This is a genomic window from Parabacteroides distasonis (assembly GCF_004793765.1).
GTDB classification, from domain to species: domain Bacteria; phylum Bacteroidota; class Bacteroidia; order Bacteroidales; family Tannerellaceae; genus Parabacteroides; species Parabacteroides distasonis_A.
In genome coordinates, this window is sequence record NZ_SRYM01000018.1 from 1 (window position 1) to 26,550 (window position 26,550).

The window sequence follows — 26,550 nt, forward strand, 5'->3', positions numbered from 1 at the left end:
CGGAGAGCAAAACATAGAGTATGTCCCGTTTCGATATGCCAATGGTGATACCCGTGAGCAGCTGCTGGCAAGGGCTAGACATGTACTTGTCAAGCATTATAGCAAATGGACTGAATCCCAAAGAATACGTGCGGAAATCATATTCGCACATTATCCGGAACTGAAATCAGTTCACGACTTGGCTACAGAGTTGACCGATGTGTATAATAGGATGTGGCACGTGGAAAGCTTGCCTTGTGGTACAATAAAACATAAAAGCTTGGGTACGGATGTCTCAGAACCGTAACAAATACCATGCAGAACTATTATGAGGCAATACTAAATATTTTGTTAACAGGGAAACGAATGCATTTGCAGAATCATTCAATGCAAAAATTAAAGCGTTCAGAGCACAGTTTAGGGGAGTCGGAGATATACCATTCTTTATTTTTAGATTATGCAAACTAACAGTGTAGATTTAACATACCCATAGGGTTTTCGGACTGACCCTTTTTAGGTGTGCTTTGTTGTTCGGATGGATAAGAAGGTGTAAACGGATATGTCCCGGGCCGGCTGCGGTCGAATGGCTTCTATGAAGAAAGTGTAGTAAGGGATTATCCGGTAAGAGGACTTAAGATGCCGTTTCATGTAAAGCGTCGCCCTTGAATGGACTGATACCCAACGGACATGTGTCGGAATGCTGTTCGGTCTCTACTCGTATCTGAAAGAAGCCTACAGACTGTCACAGAATCTCAAAGCCAAACTTCACGGCGTAAGCGATACCAAATTCTTCATTTCCTGCCTCTGCAAAATTTATGCCTAAATACAGGTTTGTTATTATGTGTCGAGACGTGGCGTGTTGTATCTCTATAGTGGGGGGAAATATTTTTCTCGGAATGTGCTGGAAGTTAATCCAGCACTAATTTTACGATAGATCCGTAAGACGGTACGTTCTTAAAAGCATCTTGCAAAGGATATTCGCCCGCATAGACCTGGGCGCATGTTAATACGCCACCATGGGCGAACAAGCATATCTTCTGCAATCCGGTTTTACGAAGCTCGTCAAGGAAGTCGCTAACCCGGTTATATTGGTCTTGGAACGATTCTCCATTAGGAGTCGGGGTGTTTATCCAATCCTTGAACCACGCCTCGGAACGAGGATCGGAGGATAACTCATTCCACGATTTCATTTCCCACTCCCCGAAATTTACCTCCTTGATACGCTCTTCTCTCTCTGCCTCCGGAAAGCCGCAATAGTTAGCTAGGCGCACGCAGCGGGTAAGGGGGCTTGTCCAAACCTTATCGAACGTATGATCGCTCAAGCCTTTTTTTACTTCTTCTGCCTCTTCCTTGAAAGTCGGTTTCAATGGAACATCGGTCTGTCCGTAGGCGTAGCCGGCGGGAACATCGACAGAGGTATGTCTGATTAAATAAATCTCCATAATTATATTGTTTGATAGATGATCACGAAACCCATATAGAAACTTAACTCACAAAGAAGAAAAGTCGCTCCGCAGCAGTCTCCAGTATATCCTTGTATCTTTCTCTTCATGAAAGAGGTGAGGAAATACCAAGTGATAATCGGGAATACACCCGCTAGTAAGTAAATAGGTTGGGGAAGCCATAATAATGGTAACAAAGCACAAATGATGCTAAATACATATTCTTGAGAAGTCATTCGGCTATATACGGTCTTGCTCTTGGATTCCTCCTCTTTCCTTGCGTAGGACAGGCGATTGATGATCATGCTGGAGACACCTTTGCTAAAAGGATCTCCAGCTAGTATGGCACATCCCGCCAGCTCGATCGGGAGACTGCTTATTAGTAGGTAGAATAGCCCGAAGTAGAAAATCAGTCCGATTACCCCATAGCTACCTATATGCGAGTCTTTCATGATCGCTAGTATGCGTTCCCGGCTGGTGCCGCCACCGAAACCGTCGAAGAAATCCGCCAGCCCGTCCTCATGCAGACAGCCAGTTATCAGCAATCGGGTAATCATGGTGCATAAGATCGCCACGGATAGCGGAAGAATCAAGGAGCTAGTGTACAAGACCAATACCGACAAACCAGCCGTCAGCCAACCGACCAACGCCCAATGGCTCACGATATTCTTGAAACAGGCCGCCGGAACCTCCGCCAACCGCCAGAACGGTAACCGAGTAAAGAATATAAACGCAGCGAGTATCCGCAACATATCAGAAATATTTGGTGATTGCCGCTTGCTTGAAACTATGCATCTCGTTGATCATGCGAACGGCGGAGTCGAGTATCGGGTAAGCGCATACCGAGCCGGAGCCTTCTCCCAGCCGTAGCCCTAGATCGAGCAATGCTTTTGCCCCCAAGAAATCCAGTATCCGTTTATGCCCGGCCTCGTCGCCGCAATGCCCGAATACGCAATACGATTGCATTTCCGGATATAAACGGGAAGCCACCAATACGCAATTCGTCATGATAAAACCATCCACGAGGATAATCATCTTCAGTTCGGCGGCACGTAACATGCCTCCTACAGCCATAACCATCTCATACCCTCCGAAGTAGCGCATTACATCCAAGACGCTTCCATCCCCCTTGTAATTCTCCAACGAGCGTTTCAGTACGTTGTATTTATGCCGTACGCCTTCGCTGTCCAGTCCGCTACCGGCTCCCACACAGTCGATCAATGGGATTTGCGTGAGGCAAGTCATCCACATGCTGGAAGCCGCCGTATTCCCGATACCCATCTCTCCGAAACTGATCACGTTACAGCCTTCATTGTAACAATCCGTCACGATATCGGCTCCGTATTGAAGGGCTTTCTCCATCTCCTCCACGGTCATGGCCGCCTCGTGAAGGAAGTTACGGGTTCCTCCCTTGCGCACCTTGCGGTTGATGAGTTGGGGGATAACGGGGAAATCGAAATCCACGCCGCCATCCACGATCTTCAACTCAAAACCATGCTGGCGTGCAAGGTAACAAACTCCCGCTCCTCCGTTCAAGAAATTATGGATCACTTGGCGAGTTACCTCCTTGGGAGATTTGCTTACGCCCTCGTCGGCGATGCCGTGATCCGAGGCATAGATTACGTTCACGGGATGACGCAAGACTGGCGATAAGGTCTGCTGGATCAATCCCACTTGCAGGGCGAGCGCCTCGAGCGTTCCCAATGAGCCTTTCGGCTTTGTCAGATTATCGATCTTGTCTTGTAAAGCGGCCTCCAGCCCTTTGTCCGGGGCCTCGATGTGAAATTGTATCATGATAGTAGTATTTTATATAAGTCGTTGTTCTTATTCCTTGATCTTGACGGGGATTCCGCTGACCATCAAGACAACCTCGTCCGCCTTCGAGGAGATGTATTGGTTGAGCCAGCCTTGCATATCGGTAAATTTCCGTTGCACCTCGTCTATCGGCACACCTCCCATACCCAACTCATTTGTCACGAAGATCAGGCAGGCATCTTGCCGGGAGAGTTTATCGAACTCCGCTTTCAGGAGGGAGAGGGATAATTCCACGTCGCTTTGATTATCGAAGAAGAAGTTCGTCCCCCAAAGGGTTACACAATCGATCACCACGACACGACTGGTAAGATCGTGGCGGCTCAAGTATTTCTCTTCCTCTATATTGGTCCACTCGGGTCCACGGTCTCGCTGATGGCGTTCCACCCGCTTCCGGAACTCCTCGTCCCAGATGCGGGAGGTAGCTAGGTAAACCGGGTTGGGCGACAGCGATAAGGCGAGCCGCTGGGCGTATCCGCTCTTGCCGGACCGCTGTCCTCCGGTTACTAAGATCACTTTCTTACTCATAGCCTCCGTGATTCCTGTTTTTCCGGTGGGCGGCACGTTTCGCCTTGTTGATCGGGTTGTTCTTGCTCGTCTTCCGAAGGGTGGCCGATTTCGGGTTGGCGGCGATTCGTTGTGCCACCGCCGATTTTCTCAGAGCCTTTCCGAACTTAGGGCGCAAGGCATCCCGCAATAATTTCTCCTCATCGGTAAGTTTGGCGGTCTTGGGTTTCCAGCCTCCCTCTTTCTGCGCCTTACGGGCGGCTGCGTATTTATTGAATTTTCCGAACTTCTCCATTTTGGCACCTCCTCGGCCTCCCTTGTTTTCGGGTTTCGCTTTCCGGAGCGTGCCGAGTAACTCCTTCTCTTGCTGCTCTTCTTTTTTCGCCTCCTCTTGCAGGCGGATGTACTTCTCTACGTTCAAGCGCTCGCCATCCACCAATACGAGATCCTCCGCCGTGACCTTCTGGCCTACGTGCGGTTGCTTGCCGTTTACGGTTACCCGTTCCATCTCGATGAAATTGTCCGCTTCCCGGCGTGAGCAGACACCGGCTTCGCTTATCAGTTTGTTTAATCTAATTTCCATATTATTCATATTATATTATTACTAAAATAAGGGTGACGATCACACCCATCAACAATTCCGTATTGCTATTCACTTGAATGGCGATACGCATATCCTCGGTCGTGAACGGCCTTGCGTTCGTTCCGATATAAGGCTTCTCCACCGGTTTGCCGAAATAATCGTGCGTCCCTCCGAACTGGCAATCCAAGATGGCCGCCAAGGCCGCTTCCGGATAACCGGAATTGGGGCTTGCATGTTCAGGGCCGAAACGCCGTACGAAATCCCTTTTCCCCCAATTATTGGAGACCAACAACATCAAATAGGCCGTGAGGCGGGCCGGGATGTAATTGGCGATATCGTCGATTTGCGCCGCTATCCGTCCGAACTCAAGGTAACGATCATTCTTATAACCGATCATCGAGTCCAGCGTGTTCACCATCTTGTAAGCCATCATCCCCGGAAACCCCAGCAGGGCGAACCAAAACATCGGGGCGATTACGCCGTCGCTTAAGTTCTCGGACAAGGTCTCCAACGCCGCCGCCCGTATCTCTTGCGGAGACAGGTTCGAGGTATCCCTCCCCACGATCCGTGCCACTTGCCGCCGTCCTTCTTCCGTGCTACGGTCCACGGCCTCGAACACCGCCTTCACTTCCTTGATAAGCGTCTTTCCGGACAGGCAATAAAATACGCCGACAGCCGTCAGCAACCCACTGAACTGCGGATGTATGATCCAAGCCCACGACAATATCCACTCGCAGATTAAATACACGCCAAGGATAAGCACGACTGCCAGTATACCGCCTTTTAGGACCCGCTCGGAGCCTTTATTCAACGCTTTCTCTCCGGCGCTGATCGCTTTGCCAAACCATACGATCGGATGGGGCCAACCTTCCGGGTCTCCCAGCAACCGGTCGGATAACCAACCGCCCAAAAAGGGCACGATCTTGAGTAAATTGATAGAATGATGTAACCAATACATATTGAATGTCATTGAAGGAACAAACTTAGACAAAAAAAAGAACATAAGGAAGCGGTAAGCGATTCTTCATCACACATTAGGCGAAAGAAACCTACATTTAAAGGATTTCGAGCGTAGACTTTCATCTTCTATCAGCCGTTAAACGATCTTCCACCATCCGTTGCATGATCTTCTAACAGTTGGTGGATGATCATACAACGGATGGTAGAAGATGAATAGGTACGGAGAAAACGGCTAAAGGATGCCTTTAGAAACCTTAAATCTTTGGGAAGGGAGGGCTTGATATACGGGGGATTCCTTTTAATTTTGTATTTATTAACAAGAAATGCGCCCTTACGGCCGGTTATTATTACTTTATTTGCTCCCACCGTATCGTGAAAGGAGTTAATCGAGATGACAGATGAAAAATCCATTTTAGAACAATTTGCCGCTGGAAATCATACCGCTTTCCGGGAATTGTTCATGCGTTACCATCTGAAAGTCTATTATTTCGTGCTGGGACTCGTGAAGTCCGAGAGCGATGCCGAGGACTTGACCCAAGAGATTTTCCTAAAGCTTTGGACGCATCGGAGTCGTTTCACGGAAGTGAGGACGTTCGGTTCCTACCTCTATGTGCTATATAAAACGGATATAGACCGTGAGCAATGGAAGGAGGTGTCGGATAAAGAGCCGGAAATCTATGAGCGGATGAAGCGTTATTCGAATTGGTTTAAGGATGAGTTACTGGTGGATTTCCCGAAGAAGGATACCCGTCCGTTTATAATCGGTCATCCGCAGGAAACCTGTTCAAAGCTACCGGCCCGGGATGCGAGGATATCTGGCCCGATCGAACGCTCCAACCGTTATCCGAATTGTTCTTATTTTACGAATTGGAAAAGCCCGGAAGCAGAGATAAGCTGGAATGTGGAGGTTGAGGAATCCGGCTTGTTCGAGGCTTTTGTTTATTATACTTGTGATAGGCGAAATATAGGCTCTACTTTTGAGCTTCGTACGGACCGGGATGCTGAGAATCTTGTATTTACATTGGATCAAGTAAATGACCAACCCATGCTCGGTGCTGATTTGGATAGGGTTCTCCGGGAGGAGTCTTATGTGAAAGGATTTGCTCCTTGCTCTGTCGGTACGATTCCTCTATCGAAAGGTGCGGCCACTTTATCCTTGCAAGCGAAAACGATCCGGAATGAGGAGGCCATGAATTTTTGGATGTTGGTGCTAAAACGAGTGAAATGAGTCTGAGATTGAAAAAAGTTGTATAACTATTTGTCAGTTATCAAATAATCACTACCTTTGCACCGCAAAATTTTTTATTAATCAATATTAAACAGCGTTTTATGAACAATTACGAAACCGTTTTCATTTTGACTCCCGTTTTGTCTGACGCTCAGATGAAGGAAGCGGTAGAGAAATTCACGAACCTTCTGAAAGCTCAAGGAGCTGAGATCGTGAATGAAGAGAACTGGGGCTTGCGCAAGTTAGCTTATCCTATCGACAAGAAGACAACAGGCTTCTACCAGTTGGTTGAATTCAAGGCAGATCCTAGTGTTATCGCTACTTTGGAGTTGAACTTCCGTCGTGACGAGCGTGTGATCCGCTTCTTGACTTTCCGTCAAGACAAGTATGCCGCAGAATATGCAGCTAAGAGAAGAAATCTGAAATCATCTAAAGAAACAGTAAAGGAGAATAATTAATTATGGCAGCAACTCAATCAGAAATCAGATATTTAACTCCGCCTTCAGTAGACGTTAAGAAGAAAAAATATTGCCGTTTCAAAAAGAACGGTATCAAGTATATCGATTATAAGGATCCTGAATTCTTGAAGAAATTCTTGAACGAGCAAGGTAAGATCCTTCCGCGTCGTATCACTGGTACTTCATTGAAGTTCCAACGTCGTGTAGCTCAGGCTGTAAAGCGTGCTCGTCATTTGGCTTTGCTTCCTTACGTAACCGATTTGATGAAATAATAAATTAAGAGGAGACAGAATATGCAAGTTATTTTGAAAGAAGATGTAGTGAATTTAGGCTACAAAGACGATATCGTAACAGTAAAAGACGGTTACGGACGTAACTTTCTAATCCCCACGGGTAAGGCAGTAATCGCTTCAGAGTCTGCTAAGAAAGTATTGGCTGAGAACTTGAAGCAACGCGCCCACAAATTGGCTAAGATCAAGGACGACGCTCAGGCTTTGGCCGCTAAGTTAGAGGGTGTAGCTTTGACGATCGGCGCTAAGACTAGCTCTACAGGTACGATCTTCGGTTCTGTAACGAATATTCAAGTGGCTGAGGCTTTGGCTAAGGCTGGTTTTGAGAATATCGATCGTAAGATTATCTATATCAAGGAGTCTGTTAAGGAAGTAGGTAGCTATAAGGCTGTTTTGAAACTTCATAAAGAGGTTTCCGTTGAGGTTCCTTTCGAGGTTGTTTCTGAATAATAGGTACTTTAATATATCATAAAAGAGGGTAGTTTCGAAACTGCCCTCTTTTTTTGTTTTAATTATAAAAAAAGACATCTGTCAATCAGCAAAAAAACGCTACATTTGTCTCCAAATTTGCAATAATTTTAGAAAGTGAGCAAAAAGTCTTTTCTATATATTAACTTGCTATTTGCGTTGTTTTTTTTCTTGCCCGGACTTCAGGCGAGAGAGAAGACTTTTACGGTCGTGATTGATGCTGGGCATGGCGGGAAAGACCCGGGTGCTAGGGGAGCGAATATTAATGAGAAGGAGATAAATCTCGCTGTCGCTTTGAAACTGGGGCGATTGATAGAGAATAATGCGGAGGATGTACGTGTGATCTATACTCGTAAGACGGATTGTTTTATCGAGTTGGACGAACGTGCGAATATAGCGAATCGCAATAAGGCAGATCTTTTCGTGTCTATCCATACAAATGCCGTAAAGCGTGGAAGTACCGTGCAAGGTACGGAGACGTATACGCTGGGTTTGGCCCGTAGTGAAGAGAACTTAGAGGTAGCTATGAGCGAGAACTCTGCGATCTTGTTGGAGGATAATTATCAACAGCGGTATGAGGGATTTGACCCGAACTCTTCGGAGTCATATATCATTTTCGAGTTTATGCAGAATAAGCATATGGAGCAGAGTATTAGTTTGGCTTCCGAGATACAGAAATCATTTGGGGCTTGTAAACGGGTAGACCGTGGCGTAAGACAGGCTGGTTTTTTGGTGCTTCGCAAAACGGGCATGCCCAGTGTTCTGGTCGAGTTGGGGTATATATCGAATCGTCAAGAAGAGCAGTTCATGAGAACCGCCGCTGGACAAAATAAATTGGCAGAAGCGTTGTACGATGCTTTTTGTAAATATAAGAGGAATTACGATCGCCGTAAAGGAAATATTTCTGGAGTTGTCGCTGCTCCCGTAGCGAATGAGAAAACTCCGCCTCCGGGGAGCGAGGCTGATATCTTAAATAAAAAACAGCAAGTCATAAGACAGAAAACTTCAGTTTCTTCTACCACTTCCGTGAACAGGAACACGAAAGGAAAGGTTATATATAAGATACAATTCTTGACTTCCAATAAGAAGCTTCCTGCTAACTCCCGCTTATTTAAGGGGTACAAGAACGTGGATTTCTATGTGGAGAAGGGTATCTATAAATACACGTATGGCGAGACTACGGATTTTAACTCGATCCGGAAGATGCGCCGAACGATCGCAAAAGATTTTAAAGATGCTTTCATCATTGCTTTTAAGGATGGGAAGAAGGTGAAATATTAATGATTTAGGAATAAATTATACATTATAAATAAAAGAAATGAAAAGTGTATTCACTAAAGAGGCGAAGATCGGACTTGTGACGATCGTAAGTCTGGCGTTATTGTATTTAGGCATTAATTATCTGAAGGGTATTAATCTGTTTCAACCGGTGAACCATTACTACGTATCATTCAGCAACGTAAAGGGAGTGACGATTTCCAGCCCTGTATTTGTGGATGGTTTTAAGGTGGGATTGGTTCGTGATATTGTTTATGATTATGATACGACCGGTAAGATCATCGTTGAGGTTAGCTTGGAAGATAAGATGAGACTGAATAAGGGCAGTTATATAGCGGTTGTTAATACTTTCTTAAGCGGAGCTGAGTTGCATATCCACTTGAATACTTACGTAGACGACTTCTTGAAGCCAGGTTCTACGGTTGAGGGACGAATGGAAGAGGATATGATGCAATCCGTACAGGAGAAGATCTTGCCAAGCGTTGAGAACCTTTTGCCGAAGATCGACACGATTTTGGGTAGCTTGCAAACCTTGATCGCTCATCCGGCCTTGGCTCAATCCTTGAATCATATCGAAAAAACGACTAGTAACCTAGAGGTGTCTACCCGTCAGTTGAATCAGATGTTGAGTAAGGATGTACCGGGTATCGTGAATAACTTGAAGACGATGACGGATAATTTCTCGGAGGTGAGCGCCAACTTGAAAGAATTGGATTTGGCTACAACGGTCAATTCCATCAATGCGACTTTGGCGAACTTGAAGTTGACTACGGATAAATTGAACTCGACAGACAATAGTATCGGCTTGTTGTTAAACGATAAAGGATTGTATGATAATCTGAACAGCACGATGGACAATGCCTCCAAGCTATTGCTGGATTTGAGGGAGAATCCGAAGAGATACGTCCATTTCTCTGTTTTTTGATTATGTTAAAAAATCATAGCATAAAAGACATTATTTAGAATCGTTCTAATTAGATAAAAAGTAAGGGGACTTCTTTGATTATAAGCATAAGGTCTTTAGGTAAAGTAAGATAGATGCTTCCTGAGGCCTTATCCTGTCACCGGACGTCGGTGTTTACGCTTTTGTAGAGGTCTCTAAAATAAAGGGTTTTTGGACGTTGACTTCTCTAAGTGTCAGTAAATTAGATATGTAGTGGTAACTGTCTGAACCTAAAAGGGATATTGGAAATTCATATTTACCAAACAAAATAGCACTTTTTTTTTCGGAATTAATTTCTAAACTTTGTAGTCCGAATGTGAAAAGTATTAGTGGGAGAGAAAGAAAACATGCAGACTGATTATCAAACATTGTGGAATAAGTGCCTTACGGTTATAAAGGATATTGTGCCTAAGGCAGCTTTTGACACATGGTTCGTGCCTATCGTTCCGTTATCATACGAAGACAAGAAGTTTACCATACAGGTACCTAGTCAATTCTTCTATGAGTATTTGGAAGAGAAGTACGTTAATGTATTGAAAGTTACATTGTATCGCGTAATCGGTCAAGGAACCATTCTTAACTACCGTATTATGGTGGATAAGACAACCGGAGGTACGGTTGATTATCCGGCGGAGAATGCTTCTACCGCTGTAAAGAAGGTCACTCCCAAGGATGCAAACAAGGCTCCGAATCCTTTTATGACGACAGTTCCGCAGGATTTGGATCCTCAGTTGAATCCGAAGTATAATTTTGATAATTATTTCGAGGGTACAAGCAACAAGCTAGTTCGTACGGCGGGTGAGGCTGTTGCCCAGAATCCGGGAAAGACTACGTTTAACCCGTTGTTCATTTTTGGCCCGTCAGGAGTAGGTAAAACTCATTTATGCCATGCGATCGGAACTCGGATACGGGAGTTGCATCCAGAAAAGAAAGTGTTGTATGTATCTTCGCATTTGTTTCGGGTACAGTTTACGGACGCTATCCGTAAGAATACGACTAATGATTTCTTGAATTTCTATCAGAATATCGATGTGCTGCTGTTGGATGATATACAGGAGTTGATCGGTATGGATAAGACCCAGAATACATTCTTCCATATTTTCAACCACCTGCATCAGTTGGGTAAGCAGCTTATTTTGACTTCTGATAAGCCGCCTGTGGATTTGCAAGGGATGGAAGAGCGTTTGATCACCCGTTTAAAATGGGGATTGACGGCTGAGTTGAGCCGTCCGGATCTGGATCTACGTAAGAAGATACTGAAGAATAAGATCAACCATGACGGAATCATGATTCCGGATGAGGTCTTTAACTTTATTGCTAATAATGTGACGGAGAATGTTCGTGATTTGGAAGGTATTCTTGTCTCTTTGATGGCTAATGCTGTTATCAATAATCGTGAGATCGATCTGCCGCTGACGAAACGTGTGGTTAGCCAAGCAGTCCGATTAGAGAAGAAACAGATTTCCGTACAGATGATTCAGGAGATTGTTTGCAAGTATTTCAACTTGGAGCAATCGGTTATCCAGACTAATTCCCGTAAACGGGAAATCGTGCAAGCCCGTCAGATCACGATGTATTTGGCGAAGAAATATACGGACTCCTCTTTTTCCCATATTGGAAAGATTGTAGGAAAGAAAGACCATGCGACAGTCTTGCATGCTTGTAAGACGATTAAAGACCAAATTGAGACCAGTAAGTCTTTCCGTTCTTCCGTAGAGGAAATCGAGGTCTTGCTCAAGAACTAAATTAAGGATCCCTATATAGTAGGATAAGGACGTCTCTTTGAAGAGGCGTCCTTTTTTTGTTTTGGTAAATTTGCGCAAGTGTTAAGTTTTCTTTTTGGGAAACTATTTACTGTCTACTTTTGTTTAAGTAATTGAATATGTGAGACTGTAGGTTCTGTTTTGGGAAACTTTTTAATAAGAATTCTTTTTAACGCAGGGTAATTTGGATAACTGGTAAAGTATGCGTAAACTTGCAGTCGCAAAATAAATATAATAATTGTGGATCGTAAAACTTACACTTTTGACGAAGCGTTTAAGGCTTCATTGGATTACTTTACCGGTGATGAGCTCGCCGCTAAAGTATGGGTAAATAAATATGCCTTGAAGGATGCGTTTGGAAATATCTATGAGAAATCTCCGAATGATATGCATCATCGCTTGGCAAGTGAGATTACCCGTGTGGAAAAAAAGTATCCGAATCCGTTGTCGGAACAAGAACTTTTCGACCTGTTTGATCATTTCCGTTATATTGTTCCGCAAGGAAGTCCGATGACGGGAATTGGCAATGATTATCAAATTGCCTCACTCTCTAATTGTTTTGTTATTGGATTGGACGGACAAGCGGATTCATATGGTGCGATTATCCGTATTGACGAAGAACAGGTACAATTGATGAAGCGTCGTGGTGGTGTAGGTCATGATCTTTCCCATATCCGCCCGAAAGGTTCTCCGGTTAAGAATTCAGCGTTGACTTCTACCGGATTGGTTCCGTTTATGGAACGCTACTCGAATTCCACCCGTGAAGTAGCCCAAGATGGCCGTCGTGGAGCTTTGATGTTGAGCGTTTCTATTAAGCATCCAGACTCGGAGGCATTTATTGACGCTAAGATGACGGAGGGTAAGGTTACAGGTGCAAATGTGTCTGTGAAGATTGATGATGATTTCATGAATGCCGCAGTTAATGGTGGTACCTATAAGCAACAATATCCAATTGATTCGGATTCTCCCGTTTATGTAAAGGATATCGATGCTTCAGGCTTATGGAAAAAAATTATTCATAATGCTTGGAAATCCGCTGAACCAGGTGTGTTATTCTGGGACACGATCTTACGTGAGTCTGTACCAGACTGCTATGCGGATTTGGGATTCCGTACGGTTTCTACAAATCCTTGTGGTGAGATACCTCTTTGTCCGTATGATAGCTGCCGTTTGCTAGCGATCAATTTATATTCATATGTGGTAAATCCATTCACTCCGGATGCTTATTTCGATTATGATTTGTTTAAGAAGCATGTAGGTTTGGCCCAGCGGATTATGGATGATATCATTGATTTGGAATCGGAGAAGATCGAGATGATTTTGGGTAAGATCGACTCGGATCCGGAATCCATGGAGGTAAGACAAACAGAGCGTCATTTGTGGGAAAAGATCCAACGGAAGACTTTGCAAGGACGTCGTACAGGTGTGGGTATCACGGCGGAAGGTGATATGATTGCTGCTTTAGGCCTACGTTATGGAACAGAAGAAGCAACCGATTGCGCAGAACTTATACAGAAAACGTTAGCTTTGGCTGCTTATCGTTCATCCGTAATGTTGGCGAAAGAACGGGGCGCTTTTGAAATCTTTGATGCGAAACGTGAGGAAAAGAACCCATTCATCAACCGTTTGCGTGAGGCTGATCCTGCTTTATATGAGGATATGTTGAAATATGGCCGTCGTAATATCGCTTGCTTAACAATCGCTCCGACAGGAACGACTAGCTTGATGACACAGACCACTTCCGGTATAGAGCCGGTATTCTTGCCGGTATATAAGCGTCGTCGCAAAGTAAACCCGAATGATTCCGAAGCTCGTGTGGACTTCGTGGATGAGACTGGTGACGCTTTCGAGGAGTATATCGTATTCCATCATAAGTTCGTAACATGGATGCAAGCGAATGGTTATTCGACGAATAAGAAATATACACAAGAAGAAGTGGAGGAGCTAGTTGCTAAGTCTCCTTATTATAAAGCGACTTCTAATGATGTCGATTGGTTACAAAAAGTCCGTATGCAAGGACGCATCCAGAAATGGGTGGATCATTCTATCAGCGTAACGATCAATTTGCCGAATGATGTAAGTGAGGAATTGGTAGACTCTTTGTATGTTGAGGCATGGAGATGCGGATGTAAAGGATGTACGGTTTATCGGGATGGTTCTCGTTCCGGTGTCTTGATCGCTACGGATAAAAAGAAGAAAAAAGAGGATTGCAACTGCATGCAACCACCGGTTATCGTATCTACCCGTCCTCGTGAATTGGATGCGGATGTGGTAAAATTCCAGAATAACCGTGAGAAATGGATCGCTTTCGTAGGTTTGCTGAACGGACGTCCGTATGAGATCTTTACGGGCTTGGCTGATGACGAAGAGGGTATCATGTTACCCAAAAACGTATCTAAGGGGGCGATTATCAAGAGCTATGATGAGGATGGAAATAAGCATTACGACTTCCAATTCAAGAATAAACGCGGTTATAAGATGACAATCGAGGGCTTGGATGGTAAGTTTAATCCGGAATATTGGAACTACGCTAAATTGATCTCCGGTGTGCTCCGTTACGGAATGCCTATCGATCAGGTTATAAAACTTGTACAGGGTATGGAGTTGAATAGCGAGTCTATCAATACTTGGAAGAATGGGGTGGAACGGGCCTTGAAGAAATATTTACCGAACGGCATGGAAGCGAAAGGACAGAAATGCCCGAACTGTGGGTTGGAGACTTTGATTTATCAAGAAGGTTGCTTGATCTGTACGAATTGTGGAGCTTCTAAATGCGGTTAAATAATCAACTAAATCTATATATCATGAAAGTCACTTTTAATATAAACTTCCATACCGTTTGGGGACAGAAGTTATGTGTAGTGGGTTCCATACCGGAATTAGGTTCTTGGGAACCTGCTCTGGCTAAAGAGATGAATTACTCTGGGGATGGAAACTGGAAGCTAGAACTGCATCTTCCATCCAATATAAAAGATATAGAATATAGATATTTTTTAAGTGTTAATGATAAGCAGATTTTTGAGGAGTGGGAAAAGAATCACTGGATTGTATTGGATGGCCAATCTGATTCTTACATCCTTTATGATTATTGGCAAATCCGTCCGGATAATCTAGCCTTTTATTCTTCGGCTTTCACCAAAAGTTTATTCGCTCATCCCTGCAATACATATGAGAGGGTTGTTAGGAGTGGTAGAAAATTGGTGATAAAGATATCCGCTCCTCGGGTGGAAAAGAATCAGTGTGTAGCCATTACCGGAAATCAGGAATGCTTAGGTAATTGGCATCCGGATAAGGCTTTGTTGCTGAGTTGCGATACATTCCCGGAATGGCATATTGATTTGGATGCTGCGGAGATACGATATCCTTTAGAATATAAATTTTTGGTTTGGGATAATGATTCCCGCCAGCCTTTGTATTGGGAGAGTGATGAGAATCGTATTCTAAGTCTTGTTCCCCAAAAGCAGGGTGAGACCGTTGTAATATCTGGTCTTTACTTCCGAGATAGCTTACCGTTATGGCGTTGTGCAGGCTCGGTTATCCCCGTTTTTTCCTTGCGTTCGGAAAAAAGTTTTGGAGTAGGAGATTTGGGAGATTTGCGAATGTTGGTGGATTGGGCAAGAAAGACGCACCAACGTATCATTCAAGTATTACCTATGAATGATACGACGATGACCCATACTTGGGTGGATTCCTATCCGTATAGCGCTATTTCTATTTATGCCCTTCATCCGATGTATGTGGATTTATCTGCTTTGGGAGCCTTGCGAGATCCAGAAAGAGTCGCTTTTTATGCTGGGAAGCAAGAAAAATTAAACGCAAAAGATACGGTCGATTACGAAGAAGTATTGAAATATAAATTGGGTTATTGTCAAGAATATTTTGCGCAAGAAGGCAAGGCTCTATTAGATATGCCGGAGTTTAAAGAGTTTTTGGCGCAAAATGAGTCATGGTTGATGCCTTACGCTGCTTATTGCTTCTTGAGGGAAAGCTATGGGACATCTGATTTCTCTCAATGGCAAGATAATTCTATTTACAATAAGACACGTGTCTGGGCTCTATGCCAGAAAGAGAGTGACGCATGGCCGGAGATCTCGTTCACTTATTTCTTGCAATATGTATTGCACAACCAATTCAAGTCGGTATCGGATTATGCCCGTAAAAATGGAGTTGTATTGAAAGGTGATTTACCAATTGGCGTGAGTCGCACTAGCGTTGAGGCTTGGACGGAGCCAAAATATTTTAATATGAATGGACAAGCTGGCGCTCCACCAGATGATTTCTCCATGAACGGTCAAAACTGGCTGTTTCCTACTTATAATTGGAATGCGATGGAGGCAGATAATTTCTCTTGGTGGAAAAAGCGCTTTGCTAAGTTAGGTGATTATTTTGATTGTTTCCGTATAGATCATATTTTGGGATTTTTCCGGATTTGGGAGGTTCCTTGTGAATATGTGCAAGGGCTTTGCGGCCATTTCAATCCAGCGTTGCCATTCTCGAAAGAAGAGATTGAGCAGTATGGATTGAATTTTAACGAGTCTCGTTTTACGACTCCACATATCAATCGACAATTCTTATCGGAATTGTTTGAAGAAAATGCAGAAGAGGTTATAGGAGCTTATTTGGTACAATTTTCCTCCCAGCATTATGTATTAAAATCGTTCTGTGATACGCAAAGGAAGATTGAGGTGTTGTTTGCGGATAAAGTGGATCCTGTTTCCCTGCGGATCAAGAACGGCCTGTTTACAATTGCGAATGAAGTATTATTCCTTCGTGATCCAAGAGAGACCGATAAGTTTCATCCTCGGATCTCGGCGAATCGATCCTATATCTATCAGGAATTGAGTGGGGCAGACCGTTATGCGTTCGATCAGTTATACTGGCATTTCTTCTATCATCGTCATAATGATTTCTGGAAGGCGCAAGCGTTTAAACGTTTGACACCATTGGTTGCATCTACGGAAATGTTGGTTTGTGGAGAGGACTTAGGTATGATCCCTGCCTCTGTTCCCGAGGTTATGAATAAGTTGCAAATACTAAGTCTTGAGATTGAGCGTATGCCGAAGAGTCCTCAACGGGAATTTTCCGATATGTTTAATTTGCCTTATCATTCCGTTTGTACAACTTCCACGCATGATATGACTCCTCTTCGCAATTGGTGGAAAGAAGATCCGGAGAAGACACGACGTTATTACAACCAAGTATTGCTGCGGATCGGTGAGGCTCCGGATGAATGCACGACTGATATCGCAACCCAGATTATATCTAATCATTTGAAGACTCGTTCCATGTTGACGATTATCCCGTTGCAGGATTGGTTCGCCATGGATGATTCTATCAAGCGAAAGGATATAGAACCCGAGCGTATTAATGTTCCCGCAAATTCAAAGCATTATTGGCGCTACCGGATGCATGTTACGTTGGAACAGCTTTTACAAGCTGATAACCTGAATAATAAGATCGTCTCGTTGATAAAAGAGGCCGGAAGAAAATAAAAAATTGAGGGCCGTATCGAAAAGTGCGGCCCTTTTTAAAATAGTAAGTGGAAAAATACTGATTTAATTTGAGTTTATTTGTCCGTTTTCTTTTTCTCGGAACACATCGTGCAGGCTCCGTTAAACCGTGCGTTTGGTTCGATTTCTAAGGATTGGGTATATATATCTCCCTTAATGATTGCCGTTGATTTTAGGACAAGTTTCGCGCTTACTTTTATGGAACCATCTACCTCACCGAGAATCTCGGCATTTTCGGAGACGATATTACCTATTACGCTACCTTTGGGACCGATAACGATCTTGCTGTTGCAACTGATGTCTCCTTCTACTTTTCCATCCAAGCGAAAGTCTGTTTCTGTTATAATATTACCCTTTATGGTTGTCCCAGCCGCTAAAGCATTATGCAAGCCACCAGCGGAGTTTTCATCTTTTTGTTTTATTCCCATCATAATGTGTTGTTACTTGGTTGGCAAATATAAGATTATTTTTTTGCAGGAAGGTTTACTTTCTATATATTTACAGATAAATTAAAAGATTATGACAACAAAGATTGAATTACGGAGGATGACGTTCTATGCCTATCATGGCGTGGTACCCCAAGAAACCCAGGTAGGGAATACTTTTATCGTGGATTTGATATTGACAGCTCCGTTGGAGGATGCGGTATGGAGTGACGATTTGAACGATACGATCAATTATGCCACAGTATATGAGACCGTGAAAGCGGAAATGGCTATCCCCTCGAAACTTCTCGAGCATGTGGCGGGACGTATCTTGAAGACTTTGAAAGAGAGATTCCCGCAGATCACGGAGGTGGAACTTGTCTTGTCTAAATTGAATCCTCCGTTTGGCGGAGATATTCATAGTGCTTCGATAATTCTTAAAGAAAGCTTTCTTTCTGTTTAGAAACTTTTATTTATCTTCGCGTTTGTAAAGAAATAATGCGATATACTAAAAGCACAAATACGATAACATTATGGCATTTACCAACAACGTAATGATTGTTCGTCACGGATTGCTGGCGAAATTAGTAAAGCTTTGGAAAGAAAACCGTCTTTTGGAAGAAATTGATCGTTTGCCGATCGAGTTGAGTCCCCGAAAATCGAAAGTGAGGGGTCGTTGCTGTGTACATAAGGAGCGTGCCGTTTGGAAATACAAGACCTTGCCTTTGCTTGGTTTTGATATGCAGGACGAGGAAGATGAGTTGACACCGCTTTCAGAGTATGCGAAGCGTGCCTTGTTCCGCTCGGAGAATAAGAAGGAAAATATCATGTGCGTAGTGGATGAGGCGTGTTCCTCTTGTGTCTCCGTAAATTATGAGATCACGAATCTTTGCCGGGGTTGTGTGGCTCGTAGTTGTTATATGAACTGTCCGAAGGACGCTATCCGATTCAAGAAAAACGGTCAGGCTGAGATTGATCATGACACTTGTATCAGCTGTGGTAAATGCCACCAAAGCTGTCCGTACCATGCCATCGTTTATATCCCGATTCCTTGCGAGGAAGTTTGCCCGGTTAAGGCGATCAGCAAGGACGAATATGGGGTGGAGCATATCGACGAATCTAAATGTATATATTGCGGTAAATGTGTGAATGCTTGTCCGTTCGGTGCTATCTTCGAGATCTCGCAAGTATTCGATATCTTGCAACGTTTGCGGAATAAGGAACAGATGGTAGCGATTGTCGCTCCGTCTATCTTAGCTCAGTTTAGCGCTCCGAAGGAAAAAGTGTATGGTGCTATCAAGTCCTTGGGATTCGAGGAAGTGGTCGAGGTGGCGCAAGGTGCTATGGAAACCACCCATCATGAGGCGGAAGAATTGATCGAGAAATTGAAAGAAGGACAACCGTTCATGACCACTAGCTGCTGTCCGTCTTACGTGCAATTGGCTGAGAAACATATCCCGGATTTAAAGAAATACATTTCTTCTACCGGATCTCCGATGTATTATACGGCTCGTATTGTGAAGGAAAAATATCCGGATGCGAAGATCGTGTTTGTTGGCCCGTGCGTGGCAAAACGAAAAGAGGTGAAACTAGATCCGTGCGTGGATTTTACACTTACGTTTGAGGAAGTAGGTTCCGTATTGGAGGGATTGAGTATCAATATCGAGGAGGTCCAGCCTTTCTCCGTATTATTTAACGCTGTTCGTGAGGCGCATGGCTTCGCCCAAAGTGGTGGTGTGATCAACGCAGTTAAGGTTTATTTGAAGGACGAGAACGTGAATGCCGTGCAGGTAGCCAACTTGACAAAGAAAAATGTGGCATTATTACGTGCTTACGCAAAAACCGGAAAGGCCCCTGCGCAGTTTATAGAAGTGATGGCTTGCGAGGGCGGGTGTGTGACCGGTCCTTGTATGCATGCCGATAAGGCTGCCGGCCAAAAGCAGTTTATTAAGGAACTTACTAAATTCTAGACGAAATGATTAAAAAAATGGCTTTATTTGTCTCTTTGATGGGAGTTTTTCTCTGTACCGCTTCTTGTGGGCATAAAGAATTACCGTCGATGGGAGATTATTCTGTACAAGTATTTAATGATGCTCGTGTACGTTTCGCTCCGAAGGTATATCCCGCCGTTTTTAACGCTCCGGGATCGGATAGTATCTATCATTTGGTGAATGGTCGTATTATCTTGAGAAAGGTAACATTGCCGGAATATAAGCGAAACGTTTCCGTTAAACTTCGGGTTACAGTAGCTTCAAATGGAGATCGCTGGGATAAATCCGGCTCTTGTTTTGTATTGCCAAATGCCTCGGGTATTAATTTGTTGAATATCGCTAAAGGCGAGAAGGAATTCCCAGCGGTGGATAGCGTGAAACTAGAGAAGATGATCGGTATCATCCCCGGGACGGATTATCAACCTACCGTGGAGCTGATGCGTTTCATGACTCCGTTTGGAGTAGGACATTACAGTAGTCCTGAGGATAGTTTGACGAAACACCGTAAGCCCGTGTATATCGACCATTGGGAAGATAGCGTAAGCTGGGAGCAAGATATAACCGATTTGTATCCTCTTTTGGAAGGTGGTGCTTATGTTGGAATTTTTATCGATACATGGACACCGGAAGGATATGTCGCAAGCATGACAATTGATGTGGATGAGTCTGATCTGACTTGCGATGCTTTGCCGAAGAAACATGTAGAGCCGTTGATGAATACGGTTTATTATATCGGGCAGGAATATCCGGATATATTCGCCCGGAAGGATGTGTCATTGGATTTTGATATTCCTCAAAGCGCACGTGATGTCCGTCTGAAATATATCGTTACGGGACATGGTGGGCATTCCGGTGGTGATGAGTTTGTGGAAAAACAGAATATTGTTTCCATTGATGGAGTTCCAGTCTTGGATTTTGTTCCTTGGCGTACGGACTGCGCATCTTTCCGCCGTTTTAATCCGGCTACTGGGGTTTGGTTGAGAAAGCGTTTGGCTTCCTATATCACCGAGAAGGGATATTCGGAGAAGGAAGTAGAGGAGCCCTTGGCGTCTTCGGATCTTTCCCGCTCTAATTGGTGTCCCGGATCGGATGTGATACCGGAAGAGGTGATACTGAAAGATATCCAACCCGGCCATCATACGCTGACGGTGAGTATTCCGGAAGCGGCAGAGGTGGATGGGAATAAATTGAATCATTGGTTAGTCTCAGTCTATTTGGTCTGGGATGAGTAAATAATGTGATAATATGTTAATGTGCCAATCATTCTCTCATCAACTAATTGGTGTATTGGTACATTAGCCGATTAAAAAATTATTGATATGGAAGACTTGTTACCTTTCGCCCTATTATGTTTCACTTCGTTTTTTACGTTGACCAATCCACTCGGTACGATGCCGGTCTTCTTGACTATGACCAATGGCATGAATGACCATGAGCGGAAAGCGATTGTCCGAAGGGCCACGATTGTGTCGTTCATCACCTTGATGGTTTTTACTTTTTCCGGTCAGTTCTTGTTTAAGTTCTTTGGTATCTCGTCGAACGGCTTTCGCATAGCCGGTGGTTTTATTATCTTTAAGATCGGATTTGATATGCTTCAGGCACGTTACTCCAATGCGAAGTTGAAAGAGGAAGAGGTGAAAACTTATGCGGATGATATATCCATTACTCCTTTGGCTATCCCGATGTTGTGTGGCCCGGGAGCGATCGCCAACGCTATCATGCTTATGGATGATGCTTCGACACTCACCTTAAAGGGTACGTTGGTCGGAATAATTGCATTGGTCTATTTTATCACGTTCTTGATCTTGCAAGCTTCTACCCGACTGGTACGTATATTGGGAGAGACTGGAAATAACGTAATGATGCGTTTGATGGGATTGATACTGATGGTGATCGCTGTGGAATGTTTCGTAAGCGGATTGAAGCCCATCTTGATCGATATTTTGCGTGAGGCCATGGACTAACAAATTACCAGACCAGCTTTTTTCTGCGATGGGCGCTAAATATTGGAATAACCTTTTTTTATCCTCATCGCAATTGGAGATATTTGATTTCCAGATAAGTTGCTCTGCTTGGAACGGGAGATATGATATGATATCATGGGGATGTACCGTTCCGCTTGAGATCGTGATTTTCTTGGATTTAGCATACATGTTCATGTCCTTCATTTTTTGTTGTTCTTCAGATGTCGTATCATGAAGTTCTTCTGTGAAATGAAGTCTGTTTATTTTTAACATGGCTAGGTGATCGATCAATTCTTTAAGATTATCCTTCGGGATGAGAGTGAATGGTGTGTGTATTGCCACGGTCCGATTGTTGTATCGAGGGCCATCTAGTATGGTCATTCCCGGTACATTCCATTGAATATTCTCTACCTGAGTTTCGCTGTTTATTGCTGGAGGAAGCAGAAAACGTAAAGTTTGCATTGCGTAAAAGAAACCTTTTTGTCCGGATGCTTTTATTAGAATACAAGAGGGGGCTATATTCAGTTTATAATGTTCGGTCGCTAGTTCTCTGTCTGTGCGGAATATGATATTGGCTCGTTTGTCTTGTATTTTTATTTCCGGGGTGAATCCGGCGGAAAGCGTAAACAGATCGGTCAACTCCCGAGCGATCATAGCCTGTTTTTCATTTTCTACACTGATGAGGGTTGCCTTATTGAAGGTGAAATCACCTTTGTCTGATACACTTTGCAAGGGGAAAGGAATGATCTCCGGTTTTTCGTCCGGAAGGAAACATTTTACAAGTATCATAACCAAAATAATAGAATATATACCCGTTGTCCGTAACATAAGAATAACTTTTAATAATATGCTTTCTTTGTTTGATTTTTATTTGCTGCAAATCTATGTTTTAAGGATGTCTCCTTATGTTCAAAATCGTCCTTGAAAATTCAAAAATCGTTTTTCTTACTCTGCACGCCTTATATTTCGGACGATTTTGTATTTTTGCCGGACAATGGGTGATATACAACTATGCGAGTATTTTGGAAGTTTTTGCAAATATATATATTGCTGTTTTTTGTGTTTTTGACAGAGTCTCTTTGTGCTGTACCTAAGTATTATTTTAAACAAATCTCTTTGGAAAACGGATTATCGCAGTCTTCCGTGAAATGTGTACTGGTAGATGAAATAGGTGTTATGTGGATTGGTACCCGGTTTGGGTTGAATCGTTTCGATAGGGAAAAAATAACCGTTTATCAGGAGGAGAGAGAGAATCCGAATTCTCTTCCTTATAATGATATTGTTTTTTTAGAGGAAGATGCGGAGGGGAATATTTGGGTAGGAACTAGTCGCGGATTGGCATATTTCGATCGTGGTACTCGAAAATTTGTACGTCAGGAAATAGACGGTCAGCCTTTGGTCGCTGCTTGTAGTCTCCTCATGCCGGAAGGAATTTATTTTTTAGGGAGGCAAGGTGTTTTTCGTTATTCCTATGCGGAAAAGAAAATGATCCGATGTAAGTTCAAGGAAAGTCCGTTTGAATTTTCGCCTAATTATGTTTATTTGTATGACGAAAAAGAGAGGAAGGTCATACTGTCTTTTCAGGAAAAAGGGCTTTGGTGGTATTCGCTAGACACCGGAGATATGGAACGTGTGTCGTTTATCCCAAAAGGGAATATCCCCTCCATGTATATAGATTCATTCAAGAGAATATGGGTGGCTATCTATAATAAAGGTGTTTTTTGTTATGATCGAGAGGGGAGATTGCAGGAACATTTGGAAACCCCGGAGAGGTTGACTCATAATGTCGTACAAGATATGTGCGAGAAAGATGGCGAACTTTGGCTGGCAACGGACGGAGGTGGTATCAATATATATAATTACGAAAATAAGACCGTAAGAGCGATTATGCATCTTCCGGGCGATCGCCATTCGTTGCCAGTAAATTCTTTCGCTTGTCTGTATATCGATGATGAGGATAATGTTTGGGCGGGCAGTATTAGGGGAGGATTGATCGGTATCAAACCTGTTTTTATGACAACTTATCGGGATGCTCCTCCCGGAGCTTCTTACGGTTTGAGTTTTCAGTCGGTCACTTCCATGTATGAAGATCGTGATGGGAAAATCTGGATAGGAACGGATGGGGGAGGTCTTGATTTGTTTGATCCGCAAAAAGAGACTTTCCGGAAATATCCTCAGACAGCGGGGATGAAGGTGGTGTCTATCATGCCGTATAGCGATTCGGAATTGTTGTTATCTTTGTTTGGTGCAGGGCTTTATCATTTTAATAAAAATACTGGAGAATGCCGAGAGTTTTTGTTAAATTGGGGGCATGTGCGAAAGGATTTATTCTTGCGAGGTAATTCGATTCGTTTATTTCCTTTAGACGAGGATCGTTTTTGTCTTTTATCCGATAATCATTTGTCTGTGTATAATCAGCGGAAACAACAATTTGAGTCTTTACCGGAAGATCTGTTACCGCAAAGTTTGCTTGCGCCCCGTTTCATACAAGGCGATTCTTGTTACATAAGTTCTTCTGCGGCTTTGTATGTGTTGGATATCCCGCATAAGCAACTACGTCCGTTATTTGTGAGGAATGAGGATGTTGGTACGATACTTGCGGTAAAACAAGATAAAGATAACCGTTTTTGGTTGGGGACATCTTCCGGACTATATGTTTATGACCGTCTCTCGGAAAGATTGGACACGGTTGATTTGGATCGTTTTATTGGGGTAACGTCTCTTGCGTTTGATCGTTCTGATCGTCTTTGGATAAGTACTCATGAAGGGTTGTATGCGTATGTGCCGGATGAAAAACGCATAATCGTTTTCGGGGAATCTGACGGTGTCTTTACACGTGAGTTTCTTCCGGAACCTGCTTTTGAGGCTTCTTCTGGTAATATTTATATTTCTGGAGTGGAAGGGCTGGTTAGGATACGGCCTGATTATGACTTTTATGAGGAAGAGGATTTTTCTGTCAGCTTGATTAATTTGGCTTTAGATGGTTTACCGATCCATCCCGATGGTATATCTGGAGAACAGGCTATTTCCATTCCGTGGGATTATGTTTCCTTTGGGTTAAGCGTTATCGTGAAAGAGAAGGATTTGATGCGGAAGAAATTATTCCGTTTTTCCATCAAGGGAGACCGTGAGGAGTTGTTGGAGACTTCAAGCCATGCGTTTACATTTCCGGCGCTTTCTCCGGGCAACTATGAATTATGGGTTTCCTATAGCAAGAAGAATGGAGACTGGAGTGTTCCTTTGAGATTATTGACAGTAGATGTGGAGCCTCCTTTGTGGAGACGTGCTTGGTTTCTGATTGCGATGGGGGTGATTGTGTTTGCGGCAATTGGAGGGACGATCTGGTCTGTCATGCGACGCAAAGAACGGAAACTTGCTTGGGCCATGAAAGAACATGAACGAAAGTTTTATGAGGAAAAAGTTCGTTTCATGGTGAACATCAGCCATGAATTACGTACGCCGCTTACTTTGATCTACGCTCCGCTCAAACGTTTACTGAAATCCGGAAAGGTGACGGATAAAGATGTATTCCGGCAATTGGATGGTTTGTTGTTGCAAACTTGCCGGATGCGGGAGATCGTTGATATGGTGCTCGATGCTCAGAAGTCTGATACGAATGGCGATATTATGGATATTCGTTTTTACGATCTTAACGATTGGATACGATCGATAACGGATGATTTTATCATGGAATTCGAAGCCCGTAGGATTTCTGTGCGGTTCAAGTTAGATGCTTCACTAGAGAAGGTACCCTTTGATGCTTCCAAATGCCGTGTCGTTTTATCTAATTTATTGATAAATGCGATGAAATTCAGCGATCCGGATACCTCATTGGTCATTGGTACGGAGCGTATGGATAAGCATGTGCGGGTTTTCCTTGCGGACCAAGGGATCGGATTGAAACATGTGGATATAAACCGCCTTTTTACCTGTTTTTACCAAGGTGAACACGATCGTAAAGGAAGTGGGATCGGGTTGGCTTATGCCCGGAAACTTATAGAGTTGCATGGCGGAAGTATAGGAGCTTGCAATAATGAGGATGGAGGTGCCACTTTCTATTTCGACCTTCCTTTCACGCAAGCGCTTGTTTCTGCGGAACCGAATAGGGTTATTGATTTAAGAGTGAAGGGTGCTGACATGCCGGAAACAGATGTATACGGAGTACAGGTAGATGCGGAGCTTGCTAAGTATACATTGTTGGTGGTTGAAGATGAGATAGAGCTACGTAACTACTTGTTCGGTGTCTTGCAAGCAGAGTTTAAGGAGGTTTTTGTAGCCGGGGACGGGGAAGAGGCTTGGGAAATTCTGGGGCAATGTCAGCCGGATATTGTAATCAGTGATGTCATGATGCCTCGGACTGATGGTTTTGAGCTGTGTTATCGAATCAAGAACGACGTAGCGGTTAGCCATATTCCTGTGGTTCTATTGACCGCTAGAGCGGATCAAGCAAGTTCGGTAGAGGGGTATAAATCAGGGGCGGATATCTATTTGTCGAAGCCGTTTGATATAGATTCCTTGTTGGTGATTCTGCGGAATATATTGAGACAGCGAGACCTACTTCGTGCGCATTATCGTGAGTCTGGTTGCCTATTCTCTCCAAAAGAGGATGCGACAAGCAATGCAGATGAACAATTCATGTGTAAATTGAATGCGTTGCTTCGGGAGAACTTGAGCAATCCGGATTTGAATGTGTCTTTTATCGCCTCTGCGATGGCGATGAGTAGAACGACGCTGTATAGCAAGTTCAGTCATTTGTCGGATGTCTCGGTTGGTGATTATGTGATTCGGTTTCGTATGGTCGAGGCTTCTCGGTTGCTTTCATCTCATAAGGATATGAATATCCAGGAAGTCGCGGACCGTGTCGGTTTTTCTAGTGCTCGTTATTTTAGCACGGCTTTTAAACAAAGCTATGGGGTTACTCCAACCGAATATCGTCGACATAATTAGTG

General features: G+C 43.7%; 23 protein-coding genes and 1 pseudogene. 16 read left to right on the forward strand and 8 right to left on the reverse strand.

Annotated features, from left to right (window positions below):
• Both E5342_RS19980 and E5342_RS19985 read left to right on the forward strand, forming a co-directional pair.
• Window positions 1-286, forward strand: a 286-nt coding sequence (locus E5342_RS19980; protein ID WP_135959177.1) for a transposase, incomplete at its 5' end; no start/stop codon positions are given.
• 88 nt (window positions 287-374) lie between these two features.
• Window positions 375-455, forward strand: a complete 81-nt coding sequence (locus tag E5342_RS19985; RefSeq protein WP_282593906.1) for a hypothetical protein — start codon at window positions 375-377, stop codon at window positions 453-455.
• A gap of 432 nt (window positions 456-887) precedes the next feature.
• Here the strand turns inward: E5342_RS19985 and cobC are convergent, their stop codons facing one another.
• The 6 genes from cobC to cbiB are packed head-to-tail and all read right to left on the reverse strand — an operon-like array spanning window position 888 to window position 5,293.
• Window positions 888-1,421: an alpha-ribazole phosphatase gene (gene cobC, locus E5342_RS08225; protein WP_135959178.1), complete on the reverse strand. Its 534-nt coding sequence runs from the start codon at window positions 1,419-1,421 to the stop codon at window positions 888-890.
• 2 nt (window positions 1,422-1,423) lie between these two features.
• Window positions 1,424-2,173 carry an adenosylcobinamide-GDP ribazoletransferase gene (locus tag E5342_RS08230; RefSeq protein ID WP_121736890.1) on the reverse strand — a complete coding sequence of 250 codons (750 nt, stop codon included), beginning with the start codon at window positions 2,171-2,173 and terminating at the stop codon, window positions 1,424-1,426.
• A 1-nt stretch (window position 2,174) separates the two neighbouring features.
• Complete coding sequence (cobT, locus tag E5342_RS08235; RefSeq protein WP_121736891.1) at window positions 2,175-3,215, reverse strand: nicotinate-nucleotide--dimethylbenzimidazole phosphoribosyltransferase; 1,041 nt, start codon at window positions 3,213-3,215, stop codon at window positions 2,175-2,177.
• 30 nt (window positions 3,216-3,245) lie between these two features.
• Window positions 3,246-3,761: a bifunctional adenosylcobinamide kinase/adenosylcobinamide-phosphate guanylyltransferase gene (locus E5342_RS08240; protein ID WP_135959179.1), complete on the reverse strand. Its 516-nt coding sequence runs from the start codon at window positions 3,759-3,761 to the stop codon at window positions 3,246-3,248.
• Window positions 3,754-4,323 (reverse strand): S4 domain-containing protein, encoded by a 570-nt coding sequence (locus E5342_RS08245; protein WP_135959180.1) that lies wholly within the window; start codon window positions 4,321-4,323, stop codon window positions 3,754-3,756. Before E5342_RS08245 ends, E5342_RS08240 begins: the two co-directional genes overlap by 8 nt.
• 10 nt (window positions 4,324-4,333) lie before the next feature.
• On the reverse strand, window positions 4,334-5,293 hold the full coding sequence (gene cbiB, locus E5342_RS08250; protein ID WP_135959181.1) for an adenosylcobinamide-phosphate synthase CbiB: 960 nt from the start codon (window positions 5,291-5,293) through the stop codon (window positions 4,334-4,336).
• Window positions 5,294-5,674: 381 nt separating this feature from the next.
• On the opposite strand from cbiB, the gene E5342_RS20310 reads away from it, so the two are divergent.
• The 9 genes from E5342_RS20310 (at window position 5,675) to E5342_RS08300 (ending at window position 17,203) form a co-directional block, all read left to right on the forward strand.
• Window positions 5,675-6,511, forward strand: a complete 837-nt coding sequence (locus tag E5342_RS20310) for an RNA polymerase sigma factor (protein WP_121736894.1) — start codon at window positions 5,675-5,677, stop codon at window positions 6,509-6,511.
• 101 nt (window positions 6,512-6,612) lie between these two features.
• On the forward strand, window positions 6,613-6,969 hold the full coding sequence (rpsF, locus tag E5342_RS08265; protein ID WP_005865478.1) for a 30S ribosomal protein S6: 357 nt from the start codon (window positions 6,613-6,615) through the stop codon (window positions 6,967-6,969).
• A 2-nt stretch (window positions 6,970-6,971) separates the two neighbouring features.
• Window positions 6,972-7,241, forward strand: a complete 270-nt coding sequence (gene rpsR, locus E5342_RS08270) for a 30S ribosomal protein S18 (RefSeq protein WP_005637107.1) — start codon at window positions 6,972-6,974, stop codon at window positions 7,239-7,241.
• Between the two features lie 21 nt (window positions 7,242-7,262).
• Complete coding sequence (rplI, locus tag E5342_RS08275; RefSeq protein WP_121736895.1) at window positions 7,263-7,709, forward strand: 50S ribosomal protein L9; 447 nt, start codon at window positions 7,263-7,265, stop codon at window positions 7,707-7,709.
• A 135-nt stretch (window positions 7,710-7,844) separates the two neighbouring features.
• A complete protein-coding gene (locus E5342_RS08280) occupies window positions 7,845-9,008 on the forward strand; it encodes an N-acetylmuramoyl-L-alanine amidase family protein (protein ID WP_121736896.1) in 1,164 nt (387 codons plus the stop codon).
• A 37-nt stretch (window positions 9,009-9,045) separates the two neighbouring features.
• Window positions 9,046-9,930: an MlaD family protein gene (locus tag E5342_RS08285; protein WP_121736897.1), complete on the forward strand. Its 885-nt coding sequence runs from the start codon at window positions 9,046-9,048 to the stop codon at window positions 9,928-9,930.
• A 365-nt stretch (window positions 9,931-10,295) separates the two neighbouring features.
• Window positions 10,296-11,693, forward strand: coding sequence for a chromosomal replication initiator protein DnaA (dnaA, locus tag E5342_RS08290; protein WP_121736898.1), 1,398 nt, complete (start codon window positions 10,296-10,298; stop codon window positions 11,691-11,693).
• A gap of 258 nt (window positions 11,694-11,951) precedes the next feature.
• On the forward strand, window positions 11,952-14,492 hold the full coding sequence (locus tag E5342_RS08295; RefSeq protein WP_121736899.1) for an adenosylcobalamin-dependent ribonucleoside-diphosphate reductase: 2,541 nt from the start codon (window positions 11,952-11,954) through the stop codon (window positions 14,490-14,492).
• A gap of 23 nt (window positions 14,493-14,515) precedes the next feature.
• Window positions 14,516-17,203 (forward strand): 4-alpha-glucanotransferase, encoded by a 2,688-nt coding sequence (locus tag E5342_RS08300; protein ID WP_121736900.1) that lies wholly within the window; start codon window positions 14,516-14,518, stop codon window positions 17,201-17,203.
• A gap of 74 nt (window positions 17,204-17,277) precedes the next feature.
• On the opposite strand, the gene E5342_RS08305 is transcribed toward E5342_RS08300, so the two are convergent.
• Complete coding sequence (locus tag E5342_RS08305; protein WP_121736920.1) at window positions 17,278-17,649, reverse strand: bactofilin family protein; 372 nt, start codon at window positions 17,647-17,649, stop codon at window positions 17,278-17,280.
• A gap of 91 nt (window positions 17,650-17,740) precedes the next feature.
• Between E5342_RS08305 and folB the strand changes: the two genes are divergently transcribed.
• The 4 genes from folB to E5342_RS08325 all read left to right on the forward strand — a co-directional run bounded on the left by folB (window position 17,741) and on the right by E5342_RS08325 (window position 21,601).
• On the forward strand, window positions 17,741-18,109 hold the full coding sequence (folB, locus tag E5342_RS08310; protein WP_121736901.1) for a dihydroneopterin aldolase: 369 nt from the start codon (window positions 17,741-17,743) through the stop codon (window positions 18,107-18,109).
• Window positions 18,110-18,179: 70 nt separating this feature from the next.
• Window positions 18,180-19,616, forward strand: coding sequence for a monomeric [FeFe] hydrogenase (locus E5342_RS08315; protein ID WP_121736902.1), 1,437 nt, complete (start codon window positions 18,180-18,182; stop codon window positions 19,614-19,616).
• Between the two features lie 5 nt (window positions 19,617-19,621).
• Window positions 19,622-20,869, forward strand: a complete 1,248-nt coding sequence (locus E5342_RS08320; RefSeq protein ID WP_121736903.1) for a PNGase F N-terminal domain-containing protein — start codon at window positions 19,622-19,624, stop codon at window positions 20,867-20,869.
• An 87-nt stretch (window positions 20,870-20,956) separates the two neighbouring features.
• Window positions 20,957-21,601, forward strand: a complete 645-nt coding sequence (locus tag E5342_RS08325; RefSeq protein WP_135959182.1) for a MarC family protein — start codon at window positions 20,957-20,959, stop codon at window positions 21,599-21,601.
• Between the two features lie 426 nt (window positions 21,602-22,027).
• Here the strand turns inward: E5342_RS08325 and E5342_RS08335 are convergent.
• Window positions 22,028-22,429 (reverse strand): annotated as a pseudogene (locus tag E5342_RS08335) (glycoside hydrolase family 20 zincin-like fold domain-containing protein); the annotation flags it as partial.
• 183 nt (window positions 22,430-22,612) lie between these two features.
• On the opposite strand from E5342_RS08335, the gene E5342_RS08340 reads away from it, so the two are divergent.
• The gene (locus E5342_RS08340; RefSeq protein WP_121736905.1) at window positions 22,613-26,548 is read left to right on the forward strand and encodes a hybrid sensor histidine kinase/response regulator transcription factor; all 3,936 of its coding nucleotides are present in this window, start codon (window positions 22,613-22,615) and stop codon (window positions 26,546-26,548) included.
• Window positions 26,549-26,550: the final 2 nt, after the last annotated feature.

Coding starts and splice junctions, on each gene's coding strand:
- cobC (WP_135959178.1), bottom strand. CDS start 1,421: ATGGAGATTTATTTAATCAGACATACCTCTGTCGATGTTCCCGCCGGC.
- E5342_RS08230 (WP_121736890.1), bottom strand. CDS start 2,173: ATGTTGCGGATACTCGCTGCGTTTATATTCTTTACTCGGTTACCGTTC.
- cobT (WP_121736891.1), bottom strand. CDS start 3,215: ATGATACAATTTCACATCGAGGCCCCGGACAAAGGGCTGGAGGCCGCT.
- E5342_RS08240 (WP_135959179.1), bottom strand. CDS start 3,761: ATGAGTAAGAAAGTGATCTTAGTAACCGGAGGACAGCGGTCCGGCAAG.
- E5342_RS08245 (WP_135959180.1), bottom strand. CDS start 4,323: ATGGAAATTAGATTAAACAAACTGATAAGCGAAGCCGGTGTCTGCTCA.
- cbiB (WP_135959181.1), bottom strand. CDS start 5,293: ATGACATTCAATATGTATTGGTTACATCATTCTATCAATTTACTCAAG.
- E5342_RS20310 (WP_121736894.1), top strand. CDS start 5,675: ATGACAGATGAAAAATCCATTTTAGAACAATTTGCCGCTGGAAATCAT.
- rpsF (WP_005865478.1), top strand. CDS start 6,613: ATGAACAATTACGAAACCGTTTTCATTTTGACTCCCGTTTTGTCTGAC.
- rpsR (WP_005637107.1), top strand. CDS start 6,972: ATGGCAGCAACTCAATCAGAAATCAGATATTTAACTCCGCCTTCAGTA.
- rplI (WP_121736895.1), top strand. CDS start 7,263: ATGCAAGTTATTTTGAAAGAAGATGTAGTGAATTTAGGCTACAAAGAC.
- E5342_RS08285 (WP_121736897.1), top strand. CDS start 9,046: ATGAAAAGTGTATTCACTAAAGAGGCGAAGATCGGACTTGTGACGATC.
- dnaA (WP_121736898.1), top strand. CDS start 10,296: ATGCAGACTGATTATCAAACATTGTGGAATAAGTGCCTTACGGTTATA.
- E5342_RS08300 (WP_121736900.1), top strand. CDS start 14,516: ATGAAAGTCACTTTTAATATAAACTTCCATACCGTTTGGGGACAGAAG.
- E5342_RS08305 (WP_121736920.1), bottom strand. CDS start 17,649: ATGGGAATAAAACAAAAAGATGAAAACTCCGCTGGTGGCTTGCATAAT.
- folB (WP_121736901.1), top strand. CDS start 17,741: ATGACAACAAAGATTGAATTACGGAGGATGACGTTCTATGCCTATCAT.
- E5342_RS08315 (WP_121736902.1), top strand. CDS start 18,180: ATGGCATTTACCAACAACGTAATGATTGTTCGTCACGGATTGCTGGCG.
- E5342_RS08320 (WP_121736903.1), top strand. CDS start 19,622: ATGATTAAAAAAATGGCTTTATTTGTCTCTTTGATGGGAGTTTTTCTC.
- E5342_RS08325 (WP_135959182.1), top strand. CDS start 20,957: ATGGAAGACTTGTTACCTTTCGCCCTATTATGTTTCACTTCGTTTTTT.
- E5342_RS08340 (WP_121736905.1), top strand. CDS start 22,613: ATGCGAGTATTTTGGAAGTTTTTGCAAATATATATATTGCTGTTTTTT.